General features: G+C 69.0%; 13 protein-coding genes. 5 read left to right on the top strand and 8 right to left on the bottom strand.

Translation table 11 applies throughout. From position 1 onward, the window contains the following. Positions 1–53 precede the first annotated feature (53 nt). A complete protein-coding gene (locus J2S41_RS33005) occupies positions 54–830 on the bottom strand; it encodes a hypothetical protein (protein WP_310373873.1) in 777 nt (258 codons plus the stop codon). Between the two features lie 296 nt (positions 831–1,126). Between J2S41_RS33005 and J2S41_RS33000 the strand changes: the two genes are divergently transcribed. From J2S41_RS33000 to J2S41_RS32990, 3 genes are all read left to right on the top strand, one after another. Further along, entirely contained in the window at positions 1,127–2,392 is a 1,266-nt protein-coding gene (locus J2S41_RS33000; protein WP_310373871.1) for an aspartate kinase, read from the top strand. 6 nt (positions 2,393–2,398) lie between these two features. Further along, complete coding sequence (locus J2S41_RS32995; RefSeq protein WP_310373870.1) at positions 2,399–3,475, top strand: aspartate-semialdehyde dehydrogenase; 1,077 nt, start codon at positions 2,399–2,401, stop codon at positions 3,473–3,475. A 163-nt stretch (positions 3,476–3,638) separates the two neighbouring features. After that, positions 3,639–3,842, top strand: a complete 204-nt coding sequence (locus J2S41_RS32990) for a DUF397 domain-containing protein (protein WP_310373868.1) — start codon at positions 3,639–3,641, stop codon at positions 3,840–3,842. Here J2S41_RS32990 and J2S41_RS32985 read toward each other — a convergent pair. After that, entirely contained in the window at positions 3,799–4,671 is an 873-nt protein-coding gene (locus J2S41_RS32985) for a helix-turn-helix domain-containing protein (RefSeq protein ID WP_310373865.1), read from the bottom strand. The two genes, J2S41_RS32990 and J2S41_RS32985, sit on opposite strands and share 44 nt — an antisense overlap. A 195-nt stretch (positions 4,672–4,866) precedes the next feature. On the opposite strand from J2S41_RS32985, the gene J2S41_RS32980 reads away from it, so the two are divergent. Then, positions 4,867–5,502, top strand: coding sequence for an HNH endonuclease family protein (locus J2S41_RS32980; RefSeq protein WP_310376700.1), 636 nt, complete (start codon positions 4,867–4,869; stop codon positions 5,500–5,502). Continuing rightward, on the top strand, positions 5,397–5,765 hold the full coding sequence (locus J2S41_RS39955; RefSeq protein WP_374728294.1) for a hypothetical protein: 369 nt from the start codon (positions 5,397–5,399) through the stop codon (positions 5,763–5,765). The genes J2S41_RS32980 and J2S41_RS39955 overlap by 106 nt, the downstream gene beginning before the upstream one ends. Before the next feature lie 9 nt (positions 5,766–5,774). On the opposite strand, the gene J2S41_RS32970 is transcribed toward J2S41_RS39955, so the two are convergent. The 6 genes from J2S41_RS32970 to J2S41_RS32945 form a co-directional block, all read right to left on the bottom strand. Beyond that, positions 5,775–6,590 carry a hypothetical protein gene (locus tag J2S41_RS32970; RefSeq protein WP_310373863.1) on the bottom strand — a complete coding sequence of 272 codons (816 nt, stop codon included), beginning with the start codon at positions 6,588–6,590 and terminating at the stop codon, positions 5,775–5,777. A 73-nt stretch (positions 6,591–6,663) separates the two neighbouring features. Continuing rightward, positions 6,664–7,734, bottom strand: coding sequence for an ABC transporter ATP-binding protein (locus tag J2S41_RS32965; RefSeq protein ID WP_310373861.1), 1,071 nt, complete (start codon positions 7,732–7,734; stop codon positions 6,664–6,666). Continuing rightward, positions 7,731–8,756, bottom strand: coding sequence for an ABC transporter ATP-binding protein (locus J2S41_RS32960; protein ID WP_374728293.1), 1,026 nt, complete (start codon positions 8,754–8,756; stop codon positions 7,731–7,733). Before J2S41_RS32960 ends, J2S41_RS32965 begins: the two co-directional genes overlap by 4 nt. A gap of 52 nt (positions 8,757–8,808) precedes the next feature. Further along, complete coding sequence (locus tag J2S41_RS32955) at positions 8,809–9,810, bottom strand: ABC transporter permease (RefSeq protein WP_310373857.1); 1,002 nt, start codon at positions 9,808–9,810, stop codon at positions 8,809–8,811. A gap of 93 nt (positions 9,811–9,903) precedes the next feature. Beyond that, positions 9,904–11,661, bottom strand: coding sequence for an ABC transporter substrate-binding protein (locus J2S41_RS32950; protein ID WP_310373856.1), 1,758 nt, complete (start codon positions 11,659–11,661; stop codon positions 9,904–9,906). A 76-nt stretch (positions 11,662–11,737) separates the two neighbouring features. After that, entirely contained in the window at positions 11,738–12,748 is a 1,011-nt protein-coding gene (locus J2S41_RS32945; RefSeq protein WP_310373854.1) for an ABC transporter permease, read from the bottom strand. Positions 12,749–13,066 lie beyond the last annotated feature (318 nt).

Here is a 13,066-nt window from a genome sequence, read left to right as displayed (position 1 = left end):
CTGGCTAATGCGTGTCCACGTGTCAAGACTCTTCGCGGGTACGGCGTGCCGGCCTATCCCGCCGCCGCGGAGGACGTGCCGGCCCGCGGCTCCGGGGTCGCCATGCCCAGCGCCGGGCCGTCCGTCACCGGGCCCGGCAGCGCGATGGTGGCCGGTCCGCCGGCCGGCGGCTGCGCCAGCGCGAGCGTGCCGAAGCTCAGCTTCGCGGCGGTCAGCACACCCGCCTCGTCGTAGCAGTAGATGCCGGTGTCGAGCGGCGCGTCCAGCGAGGCGTAGGTCGACTCGACCGCGTAGCACTGGCCGGCGACGTCCTTGACCACCGGCTTCGCGAACGAGACGGACAGCGGCGCCTGCCGGTCGGTCAGCACCGCGCGCCAGTCGGTGAACGCGTGCTGCACGCGCGGATCGATGTGCCGCGGCAGCGTGCCGTCCGGGTCGGCGATCCGGATGCAGACCGGCTGCACCGGGCGCGTCTCCGACGGCAGTGCGCACTGGAACAGGCCGTCGCCGTTGGCCGCCACCGAGACGTCCGCCAGGCCACCCATCGCGCCGCCCGCGATGTCCACCCGCCAGGTGCGGTCGGTCGCCAGCGTGACCACCACGGCGCGCGGCGCGGTCGCGCCCTCGGTCAGCGTGTACGTGGCGACGACCGCGGAGTCCTCGGCGGCGGCCGCGCGGGCGGCCAGGGAGGAACGCGGGTTCTCCTGCTGCGGCGGCGCGGAGGACACCGTGGTCTCCGCGATCGCTTCAGGCCCACCACCGCCGCACCCGGCCGCGGCGGCGACGACGAGCAGCGCGAGCAGGACCGGGCTCAGTCGGGTGGTCTCCACGAGCCCATTCTCGATCCCGCCCGCACAGTTGATCGTGAACATTCGTGCACGACACGCCGAGCCGTTGATGCCAGTTTTTGCGGCCGTTTTCGGCTTTCCGCACCTCTTGTCGCAGGTGGGAGCGGGGATTGCCGCCGGATCGTGGGATCGCATGCGGCCCGGGCGAGAACTCGTCGGTACCCTGGGGTGGCTTACTCGCCGCCGTCGGGTCCTCACCCGGCGGCGTCGGCGCGTTCCGCCGTGTTGTCGGTTCGTGGGTCCGCTGTGTCGTCGGTTCGGTTGGAGGCGTAACACCCGTGGCGCTCGTGGTGCAGAAGTACGGCGGATCGTCCGTCGCCAACGCGGAGCGGATCAAGCGGGTCGCCGAGCGGATCGTGGCCGCGCGGAAGGCGGGCAACGACGTCGTCGCCGTGGTCTCCGCGATGGGCGACACCACGGACGAACTGCTCGACCTGGCGCACCAGATCAGCCCGCTGCCGCCCGGCCGCGAGCTGGACATGCTGCTCACCGCCGGCGAGCGCATCTCGATGGCGCTGCTGGCGATGGCGATCCACAACCTCGGCTTCGAGGCCCGGTCGTACACGGGGTCGCAGGCCGGCGTGATGACCACGTCCGTGCACGGGCGAGCCCGGATCATAGACGTCACCCCGGGCCGCCTGCAGTCCGCGCTGGACGAGGGCGCGATCGCGATCGTGGCCGGCTTCCAGGGCGTCTCGCAGGACACGAAGGACGTCACCACGCTGGGCCGCGGCGGGTCGGACACCACCGCGGTCGCGCTCGCCGCCGCGCTCGGCGCGGACGTCTGCGAGATCTACACGGACGTGGACGGCGTGTTCACCGCGGACCCGCGGATCGTGCCGAACGCGCGGCACATCAAGACGATCACGTACGAAGAGATGTTGGAGCTCGCCGCCTGTGGCGCGAAGGTGCTGCATTTGCGTAGCGTCGAGTACGCGCGCCGGGCGAACCTCCCCATCCACGTGCGCTCGTCGTACTCGAACAACAACGGCACCATGGTCACCGGATCGATGGAGGACCCTTCTGTGGAGCACGCACTGATCACCGGGGTCGCCCACGACCGCAGCGAAGCGAAGATCACCATCGTCGCCGTACCGGACGAGCCCGGCGCCGCCGCGAAGATCTTCGAGACCGTGGCCGAGGCCGAGATCAACATCGACATGATCGTGCAGAACGTCTCCACCGAGGGGACCGGCCGCACCGACATCTCGTTCACGCTCCCCAAGGCCGACGGCCCGACCGCGATGGCCGCGCTCAACAAGGTGCAGGAGCAGGTGTCCTTCAAGGGCCTGCTCTACGACGACCACGTCGGCAAGGTCTCGCTGATCGGCGCCGGCATGCGCTCGCACCCCGGCATCGCCGCCAAGTTCTTCTCCTCGCTCGGCGAGGCGGGCGTGAACATCGAGATGATCTCCACTTCGGAGATCCGGGTCTCGGTCGTCTGCCGCGACACCGATCTGGACGCCGCCGTGCGCTCCATCCACGACGCGTTCGACCTCGGCGGCAACGAGGAGGCCGTCGTCTACGCCGGGACCGGGAGGTAAGACGTCATGGGACGGCCCACCCTCGCGGTCGTCGGCGCCACCGGCGCCGTCGGCACGGTCATGTGCGAGCTGCTGTCGTCCCGCAAGGACGTCTGGGGCGAGATCCGCCTGATCGCCTCCGCCCGCTCCGCCGGCCGGACGCTCTCCGTCCGCGGCAAGGAGCTGCAGGTGCAGGCGATCACGCCGGAGGTCTTCGACGGCGTCGACGTCGCCATGTTCGACGTCCCCGACGAGGTCTCCGCCGAGTGGGCGCCGATCGCGGTCTCCCGCGGCGCCGTCGTGGTCGACAACTCCGGCGCGTTCCGCCTGGACCGCGACGTGCCGCTGGTCGTCCCCGAGATCAACCCGGAGCAGGCCCGCAACCGCCCACGCGGCATCATCGCCAACGCGAACTGCACCACGCTCACCATGGTCGTCATGCTCGCCCCGCTCCACCGCGAGTACGGTCTCCGTGAGCTGGTCCTCGCCACCTACCAGGCCGTCTCCGGCGCCGGTCAGGCCGGCGTCGACATCCTCCACGACCAGATCAGCAAGGTCGCCGGCGACCGAGCCCTCGGCACCCGCTCCGGCAACGTCCGCCAGTCCGTCGGCGACGACCTCGGCCCCTTCCCCGCCCCCATGGCGCTGAACGTGGTGCCCTGGGCCGGCTCCCTCCAAGACCTGGGCTGGTCCTCCGAGGAGCTGAAGGTCCGCAGCGAAACCCGCAAGATCCTCGGCCTGCCGGACCTGAAGGTCTCCGCCACCTGCGTCCGCGTCCCCGTGGTGACCGGCCACTCCGTGGCCGTCCACGCCGTCTTCGCCTCAGAATTGGACGCCGAGGGCGCCCGCCAGGTCCTCCGCAACGCCCCCGGCGTCATCCTCGTCGACGACCCCGCCTCCGGGGAGTTCCCCATGCCCATCGACGCCGTCGGCACCGATCCCGCCTGGGTCGGGCGCATCCGCCGCTCCATGGACGACCCACGCGCCCTCGATCTCTTCGTCACGGGCGACAACCTGCGCAAGGGTGCCGCCCTGAACACGGCCCAGGTCGCGGAACTGCTGGCCAAGGAGTTCACCACGGGTCCCGCCACGTCGCCTCGCTGACGGCTCCTTGCGTCGTCGTTCCTCGAACGGACGAATTCGGGCCCACGCTCGGCGAATCCGGTGTCCAATGGTGCTCACTGGTCTATGTTGAGGATGAGGCGGTGAACTCTCTCTGTGCGCGCCATGTCCACGTCAGCCGCCCCTGCTAGCTAAGGTGGCTGTCATGGTCGATGGATCAGAACGGGCTCGGTGGCGTAAGAGTTCATACAGTGCGGATATCAACTGCGTGGAATTCTTACCGGGCCCGAACCGGACGGTTATGGTCAGGGATTCCAAGGACATCGGGCCGACGCTGCGATTCGCGCCGGCAGCCTGGCGGGCGTTCACGGCGAACCCGACATTTGTTGAGCGCCGGCCAGCCGGTTGATGGCTCGATCGATCAAGTCGCCGGTCTCGGGTGCTGACGCGCTGCAATCTTCCAGGACCCAGAAGAGTTCGACGTAGGAACCGGGTGCGGAACTCTTCGCATCGATTGTCAGCCCACCACCCCGATGTTCGATGAACACAAGTTCGTTGGTGTCGGGTGAGGGGAATTCCAGAACCACGAAGGCACCCCAGAGCCCGGTGTAAGCGCCTCGGTGGAACGGAACGATCCGAACGTCGACGTTCGGCTTCTCGATCATCGTCCGTATGTGCCGCAGCTGACGAAGCATGATGACCGGCCCTCCGACCTCGTGATGGAGCACCGCCTCATCCATGATGAAGAATGCCTGGAAGTCTTCTGTTCGAGTAAGGATCTCCTGGCGCTGCATCCGGAGTTGAACCCGTCGCTCCTTGGTCTCCTCGCTGTCGCTGGTGAGCGTGCGGGACTCGTAGAGGGCCCGCGCGTACTCCTCGGTCTGGAGCAGCCCTGGCACAAGCGACGGCTCGAAGGATCTGAGGATCGAGGCGGCGCTCTCGTACTGGAGGAAGTAGCTGTACTCCGACGGCAGGATGTCGTGGAACCTCTCGAACTGTTGCCGTCGATGCGCCTGGCTCGCCACCCGAATGAGCTCCTGGACCTGAGCGTCGTCCTCGATGCCGTAGTGATGCAGGAGCACGCAGAGATCCATGATCGAGATGTCCACGGCGCCGCGTTCGATGCGTAGTAGTTTCGACAACGGTTGCCAGCCCAATGCCGCCGCGACCTCACGCTCCGAGAGTCCGCGCTCCTCACGCAGGTCGCGCAGCGTCACCCGGAGTCGCTGACGCTGCATGTGCGGGCTTGTACCCCTGCTGCTCGAGCCGCTCGGCACGTCGACCTCCGGCGTAGTACGGCCGATGAACCCACAGTGCTCTTGATGAAACCAAGCGTAGGCGATGGATCGCGTCGGTCGTGAGTGGATCTCAAGTCGCGGATTGTCGTACCGGTGTCGCAAGCTGTAGGGGTGACACGGACGTTCAAGGTTGTGATGGCTGCGGTTGCTGCCGCGGCGATGGTGGGGATGACCGGCTGCCAGGTCGAGGTGGGAACCGGTGCGGGGGAAGAGGGGACCGGGGCGACCGCCGAGCCCGGCACCGGCGCCGCCGATGCCGCGGCGAGGCTCGAGGAGTTGACCGTGGCGAAGGCCGGGTCGATGAGTGGCTACAGCCGGGAGAAGTTTCCGCACTGGCGGGACACCGGGGAGAACTGCGACATGCGGGACACGATCCTGCAGCGTGACGCGGAGGACGTGAAGCTCAGTGGCTGCAACGTGACGGATGGGCGGTGGTACAGCGTCTACGACGGGCAGACCTATGACGACCCGAGCAAGGTGGACATCGACCACATGGTGCCGCTGGCGAACGCGTGGCGGTCGGGGGCGAGCAGGTGGACGAACGAGCAACGCGGGGATTTCGCCAACGATGATGAGCGACCGCAGCTCATCGCGGTTTCGGCGAGTCAGAACCGGGCAAAGGGTGACCAGGATCCATCGACCTGGAAGCCGACGGTCAAGGACTACTGGTGTCGGTACGCGCAGGACTGGATCACGGTGAAGCACTACTGGAAGCTGTCCGTCACGAGCGCGGAGAAGGAGGCGCTCGGCGACATGCTGGCGACCTGCTGAACAGGGGAGGGGCGGAAGCGATGGCTGACGCGGACATCGTGGCGGGACCGGGCGGCGTGATGACCGACGAGGTCGGCGTGGTCACGGGTGAGCTGACGTTGCGCAGCGAGGTCGTCGACGGCCACGCGGTGCTGCGGGTGCAGTACAAGGACGCCGAGGAGTGGTACGCGGTGACCGGTGGCAGGGCCGCGCTGAAGGACCCGGCCGACCTCGACGCGGTGCACGCGATCGCGGTCGGCCTCCTCCACCGCCCCGAGGGCTGAACGAGGTCTCTAGGACCCCGATGAGGCCCCGGACGACGTCGCCCACATGTCGGCGAGCGCGGGGCCGCACTGCGGCTGGCCCTCGAAGACCGCCAGGAAGTCGTCGATCGCGATCCGCGAGGACTCGCCCGGCACCGGGATCGCGACCGGCGCGCCCAGGTCGTTGATCAGCAGCTCGATGCTGTCCTGACCGGGCTCGACCGCGAAGTACGGCGAGGCGCCCGGCGGCACCATCGCCCACATGCGCCGCACCCGTCCCTCCGGGTCCAGCTCGACCTCGCCGGTCACCTCGGTGGCGGTCGGCCCGACCCGGCCGGCGTCGAGCGCGGCCTTCAGCGCGGACCGGTCCTCCGGCGGCGCCAACTCCACCGCCCGGCGGAGGTCGAGCTTGATGGCGAGCATGCCGGGGGAGTCGCCGGGTTCGGCCGAGGTCACGCCGCGCAGCCAGCTGATCATGCCGATCGGCGTGGCGGCCAGGCCCTCGGCGCCCATCCGGGATGCCTCCCAGGTGCCGGTGGACTCCGGGTCGAGCGGCTCCTGGAGCGCGTAGAACGCGCCGTCCGTGACGATCGACCGGTTCTCCACGGTCCACTCGGCGCCGATCCGGCTGGGATCGTCGAGCGCGGAGTCCAGCTCCGGTTCGGCCAGCGACGGGATCTGGAAGCGCGATCGCATCGCCAGCCGGCCCCGGGCGAAGTCGACGGCGCCCTCGCACGAGCCGAGGTCGCCGCGGCCGGCGGGCATCCGCCAGCAGAACATGGTCGTACCAGCGGCATGGGTGGCGTCGACCGCCGCCCGTACCCGCGCGTTCAGCTCCTCTGTCACGCCCGCCCCCTCCTGGTCATGATCTGATCCCTGCCCAGAATGAGGCAGGACACACCCGAGGGGGCGGGTTTTCTCACTCCGCCTCGGAAGAGACCTCGGAGATGGCGGCCGCGGCGGCCGCGGCGGCGGACCGGCCGCCGTTCGTGGCGTGCTGCTCCTCGTCGCTGACCGGGAAGTGGCAGGCGACCTGGTGGCCGTCGGCGAGCAGCGCCAGCGGCGGCTCCTGGGTGGCGCACACGTCCTGCGCCTTCCAGCAGCGGGTGCGGAACCGGCACCCGGACGGCGGGTCGATCGGGCTCGGCACGTCGCCGGTGAGCAGCACCCGCTCGCGCTGCGCCTTGTCCCGCCGGGACGGGTCCGGCACCGGTACGGCGGACATGAGCGCGACCGTGTACGGGTGCCGCGGGTGCGCGTACAGGTCGTCGCGCGGCGCCACCTCGACCACCTTGCCGAGGTACATGACCGCGACCCGGTCCGAGATGTGCCGCACCACGGACAGGTCGTGCGCGATGAACAGGTACGTCAGGTCCAGTTCCCGCTGCAGGTCGTCGAGGAGGTTGACGACCTGGGCCTGGATGGAGACGTCCAGCGCGGAGACCGGCTCGTCCGCCACGATCATCTTCGGCTTGAGCGCCAGCGCGCGGGCGATGCCGATGCGCTGCCGCTGGCCGCCGGAGAACTCGTGCGGGTAGCGGTTGTAGTGCTCGGGGTTGAGCCCGACCATCTCCAGCAGCTCCTGGACGGCCCTCTTCTCACCCTGCGGCGTCGGGATCTTCTGGATCTGCAGCGGCGCCGCGACGATCGTGCCGACCGTGTGCCGCGGGTTCAGCGACGAGTACGGGTCCTGGAAGATCATCTGTACGTCCTGGCGCAGGCCGCGGAGCGTACCCCCCTTGATGTGGGTGATGTCCCGCCCGTCGAACGTGACCGTGCCGCCGGTCGGCTCCAGGATTCGGGTGATCAGGCGCCCCGCCGTGGACTTGCCGCAGCCGGACTCGCCGACCAGGCCGAGCGTCTCGCCCTTGTGCACGGTCAGGTCGATGCCGTCCACCGCGCGCACGGCCGCGACCTGCCGCCGCAGCAGTCCCGCGGTGATCGGGAAGTGCTTCTGCAGGCCGGAAACTTCGAGAAGGGGAGTGCTCACAGGTTGGGGCTCACTTCCTGGGTGAAGATCTCGCGGCGCAGTTCCGGCGGCATGTGGCAGGCGACCGCGTGCGTGGTGCCGACCAGCTCGGGGCGCTCGGTGAACGAGCGGTCCCCGTTGCGGCCCGCGTACGGGCAGCGCGGGTGGAACGAGCAGCCGGACGGCAGGTTGATCAGCGACGGCGGCGTACCCTTGATCGGGTTGAGCCGTTCCCGCACCTCGCGGTCGAGCCGTGGCATCGAGCCGAGCAGACCCCAGGTGTACGGGTGCTCCGGGCTGCGGAAGACGACGTCGGCCGGCCCGCGCTCGACCGCCTTCCCGCCGTACATGACCAGGATGTCGTCGGCCAGCTCCGCCACCACGCCCAGGTCGTGGGTGATCATGATGACCGCGGAGCCGAACTCCTCCTGGAGGTCGCGGATCAGGTCCAGGATCTGCGCCTGCACGGTCACGTCCAGCGCGGTGGTGGGCTCGTCCGCGATCAGCAGCTCCGGGTTGTTGACCAGCGCCATCGCGATCATCGCGCGCTGCCGCATGCCGCCGGAGAACTGGTGCGGGTAGTCGTCGACGCGGCGCGTGGGCTGCGGGATGCCGACCCGGGCCAGCATGTCGATCGCGCGCTGCTTCGCCGCCTTCTTGCTGCCGCCGTGGTGGATGCGGTACGCCTCCACGATCTGCTGACCGATCGTGTAGTACGGGTGCATCGCGGACAGCGGGTCCTGGAAGATCATCGACATCTTGCGGCCGCGGAGCCGGCGTACCCGCTCGTTGTCGGCCTTGACGAGTTCCTCGCCGTCGAGCCAGATCTCGCCGCCGACGGTGGCGTTGCTGCGCGTGCGGTGCAGGCCCAGGATCGCCAGGCTGGTCACGCTCTTGCCGGAGCCGGACTCGCCGACGATGCCGAGCGTCTTGCCGCGCTCCAGCCCGAACGACACGCCGTCCACGGACTTGACGACGCCGTCGTCCGTCGCGAACTGCACGCGCAGGTCGCGCACCTCGAGGAAGGACGTGGGCGGCGAGATGGCGGCCGGGCCGATCTCGGTGACAGGCACGGAAGTGGTCACAACTTACCCCTCAGCTCAGCCGGACGCGCGGGTCGACGGCGGCGTAGAGCAGGTCGACGACCAGGTTGGCGATGACGATGAAGAACGCGGCGAACAGCGTGACGCCCAGGATGATCGGCAGGTCGTTCTGCCGGATCGAGGTCAGCGTGGCCTCGCCGAGGCCGCGCAGGTTGAACGTGGTCTCGGTCAGGATGGCGCCGCCGAGGAGGCTGCCGAGGTCCAGGCCGAAGACGGTGATCAGCGGCGTGAGGCCGGAGCGCAGGCCGTGCTTGCCGACGACGTCGCGCTCGCGCAGGCCCTTGGCGCGCGCGGTGCGGATGTAGTCCTCGCTCAGCGTCTCCAGCATGTTCGCCCGGGTGAGACGCGCGTAGGTCGCGGCGAACAGGAACGCCAGCGTGACCCACGGGAGGATCAGGTTCAGCGCCCACTCGGCCGGGTTGACCGCGAAGTCGACGTATCCGGGCGGCGGAAGCCAGCCCAGCCAGTAGGAGAAGATCGCGGCGGAGACCAGGCCGGTGAAGTAGATCGGGAGGGAGACGCCGGCCAGCGCGGTCGTCATCACGATCCGGTCGGCGGGGCGGCCCTTGCGCAGCGCGGAGACCACGCCGGCGCCGACGCCGCCGAGCACCCAGAGGACCGCGGCGCCCAGCGCCAGCGAGAGCGTGACCGGCAGGCGGTCGACCAGGTACGGCCACACCTCCTGGTCGGTCTTGAACGAGTAGCCGAAGCACGGCGCGTTGCAGTACGTGACGTCCGGGCCGTTGTCGTACTCCCGGCCCATCACCAGGCCCTGCAGGAACCGGCCGTACTGCACGTGGATCGGGTCGTCGAGACCCAGCTTCGTACGGATGCCCTCGACCGCGGCCGGGTCCGCCGTCTTGCCGATGTACAGCAGGGCGGGGTCACTGCCGGTCAGCTTCGGGACCAGGAAGAAGACGCCGAAGGTCACCAGCGTGATGACCAGCAGCGTGATGACGACGTTGATCAGTCGCCGAACGACGTAAGCGAACACGAGCCGAGGCCTCCAGGTTCAACGGGTGCCCCTCCCCGATCAGAGAAGGGGCACCCGCCAAGGACGTACTAAAGGGTGTTACCTACGCGAACCTCAGCTGGAGACACCGAGCGCCTGGAAGTCGTACATGCCCCAGAACTGGTGGATGTAGACGTTGGTCAGGCGCGGGTTGCGGTAGTTGAGGGCCTTGTCCACGACGAAGGGCAGGATGTACGCGCCCTCCATCACCTTGTGGTTGATCTGCGTGTAGACCGCGGCGGCCTGGTCCGGCGGCAGCGTCTTGGCCTGGTCGAACAGCGCGTCGATCGACGGATCCTTGATCTCGGCGAAGTTGAAGTTGCCGTTCTGCAGGATGTACCGGCTGTCGACCAGCGGCTGCAGGTAACCGGCGCCCGACGGGTAGTCCGCCGCCCAGCCGGAGATGATCAGGCCGTAGCCCTTCTGCTTCACCACGGTCGGCGAGCCGGTGATCGAGCTGGCCTGCGCACCGTCGATCTGGTCGATCTTGGCGTCGATGTTGACGGCCTTCAGCGCGGCCTGCAGCGCCTCGGCGGTCTTGACCTCGGCCGGCTTGTTGTTCCGGACCGCGATCGTGGTGGAGAACCCGTTCGGCTGGCCACACGCGGCGAGCGCCTGCTTGGCGGCGTCGACCTGCGGCTTGCCCTGCTTGCGGTTGTACGGGTCGTAGTCCGGCTCGGCGCCCGGGATGTTCGGCGGCAGCATGTTGACGCCGATGTCGCCACCCGCGATCGGGCCACCACGCGCGGTCTGCAGCGAGGTCGGGTCCGAGGCGAGCATGACGGCCTTGCGGCAGTCCACGTTGTCGAACGGCGCCACGCTGGTGGACATCGCGGCGTACCGGATGAAGCCGGTGGTCGGGGTGTCCGAGTTCGCCTTCAGCGTCTCGTCCTGCAGGATCTTGGTGCGGGCCGCGGCCTGCACACCGGTCTGCGCGGCGTCGACGTCCGCGGTGCCGGCGATCAGACGCTGGTCCATGTCGTCGGCGTTGGTCGTGATCGTCATGTTGATCGCGTCCGGCAGCGCCTTGCGCAGCGGGTCCGTGGCCTGGTCCCAGTGCTCGTTACGCACCCACTTGATGGCCTTGCCGGGCTCGTACGACTCGATCTTGTACGGGCCGGAGGAGGCCGGCTTCGTGCCGTACTGCGCGCCGGTGTCCCGGGCGGCCGGCACCGGGCCCGCGCCCGGCATCGCCAGCAGGTACGGGAAGTCCGCGTACGGCTGCGCCAGGTTGAAGACGATGGTCTTGTCGTCCGGCGTCTGCACCGACTTCAGGCCCAGCTTGTTCGGGTCCGAGTCCTTGTACGGGCCCGGGTACTTCTGACCCTGGTCCAGCTGCTCGATCAGGTAGACCGGGCCGCCGGAGACGACGTCCTGCGCGAAGATGCGCTCGATGCCGTACTTGATGTCCTTCGACGTGATCGGCGTACCGTCGTCGAACTTCAGGCCGTCACGCAGCGTGTACGTGTAGGTCTTGCCGTCGTTGCTGAGCACGGCCTCGGCCGTGGCCAGGTCCGGCACCAGCTTCATGCCGTCGGCGCCCGGCTTGGCGTCGTAGGAGAGCAGCGTGCGGGTGTAGAGCCGGTTCAGGTTCCACACGAACGCGTAGTAGCCGCGGGCGGGGTCGAGGCTGTCGACGTCCTGCGAGCTCCAGAGCTCGAGGGTGCCGCCCTTCTTGTCGGACACGTTCAGCACCTCGGTGAGCGCCGCGTTCTGCGCGTTCTTGGCACCACCGTTCGACGAGTTGGACCCGCCGGTATTACCGCATGCCGCGGTGAGTCCCAGGGCGACGGCCGCCGTGGCGGCGACCAACGCCTTCCTCTTACTAGACACTGCTGCCTACCTCCTTGACGTGCGACCGTGGGTCGCGACGGATGCGCGTACTGCGGTGGTGCGATTGCTGCGCGGGTCAGTGAGCCTTGGGGTCCAGGGCATCGCGGAGTCCGTCGCCGAACAGGTTGAAGGCCAGCACGGTGATGAAGATGCACACGCCGGGGATGATCATGTACATCGGGTCCGACTGGTAGTAGCTCTTGGCGTCGTAGAGCATGCCGCCCCACGAGGGGTTGGGCGCCTCGATGCCGACACCGAGGAAGCTGAGCGACGCCTCGGTGATGATGTTCGTCGGGATGATCAGGGTGGTGTAGACCAGGATCGGCGCCGCCAGGTTCGGCAGCAGCTCCCGGAACAGGATGCGGCCGGTGCGGGCGCCCAGGCTGCGCGACGCCTCGATGAACTCGCGCTCGCGCAGCGACAGCACCTGGCCGCGGACGATGCGCCCGATGTACGGCCAGCCGAAGAAGCCGATCACGCCGATCAGCACGGTCATCCGGGACACCCGGCCGTCCAGGCCGAAGAACGCGTCCGGCAGCACCGACACCAGCGCGATCGAGAACAGCAGCTGCGGGAACGCCAGCAGGAAGTCCATCACGCGGCTGACCACCGCGTCGACCCAGCCGCCCACGAAGCCGGCCGCCAGGCCCAGGATCGCGCCGAGCACCGTGGAGACCAGCGCGGCCAGGAACGCCACGAAGATCGAGGTCTGCGCGCCGTAGATGACCCGGCTGAAGACGTCCCGGCCGGAGGTCGGCTCGACGCCCAGCCAGTGCTCGCCGCTGATGCCGCCGAGCGGGCCGATCGGCAGGCCCAGCGTCGGGTCGATCAGGTCGTTGTTGAACTCGTCGATCGGGTGGCCGATGAGCTTCACGATCGGGGAGGCGAGGAGCGCGACGAGCACCAGGAAGATGACGAACGCACCGCCCGCCATCGCGACCTTGTCACGCTTGAACCGCCGCCATGCGATCTGGCGCAGCGAACGCCCCTCGATGGCCTTGCCGGTCGTGCTGGCAGCACCTTCAGCCGGATCGGCGACGTCGTGCGTCGACTCCTCCGAGAGGGACGCGCCCGGTCCACTGACCATCCGTGCCTCGGTCCTCCTCCGGTCGTCGGACCGCAGGCGCCGCCGCAGCGACGGCCGGACGACACGAGGCCGCCCGTCGGTACGGTGGATCACCCGCGGCGCGCGGCAACCGGTCGATTGTCGTGAGCCTCGAGTGCCCACGCTCCTGCCGCCGGCCTCAGGTTGGGGCGATGGCAAGGCAGCGCGGACACGGCGACGGGTGTGCCGCCGCCGGGATGAACAGTCCACCGAGGGGACCGGTGCGGTCAACGCTCAGAGTGACCATGTAACCAACTTCAGGCCACGCCGTGATGATGGCGTGACCTGAATGGGATCAAG

Source organism: Catenuloplanes atrovinosus, assembly GCF_031458235.1.
GTDB classification, from domain to species: Bacteria; Actinomycetota; Actinomycetes; order Mycobacteriales; family Micromonosporaceae; genus Catenuloplanes; species Catenuloplanes atrovinosus.
Note: the sequence above shows the minus strand (reverse complement) of the source record. Positions and strands in the feature narration are given on the sequence as shown.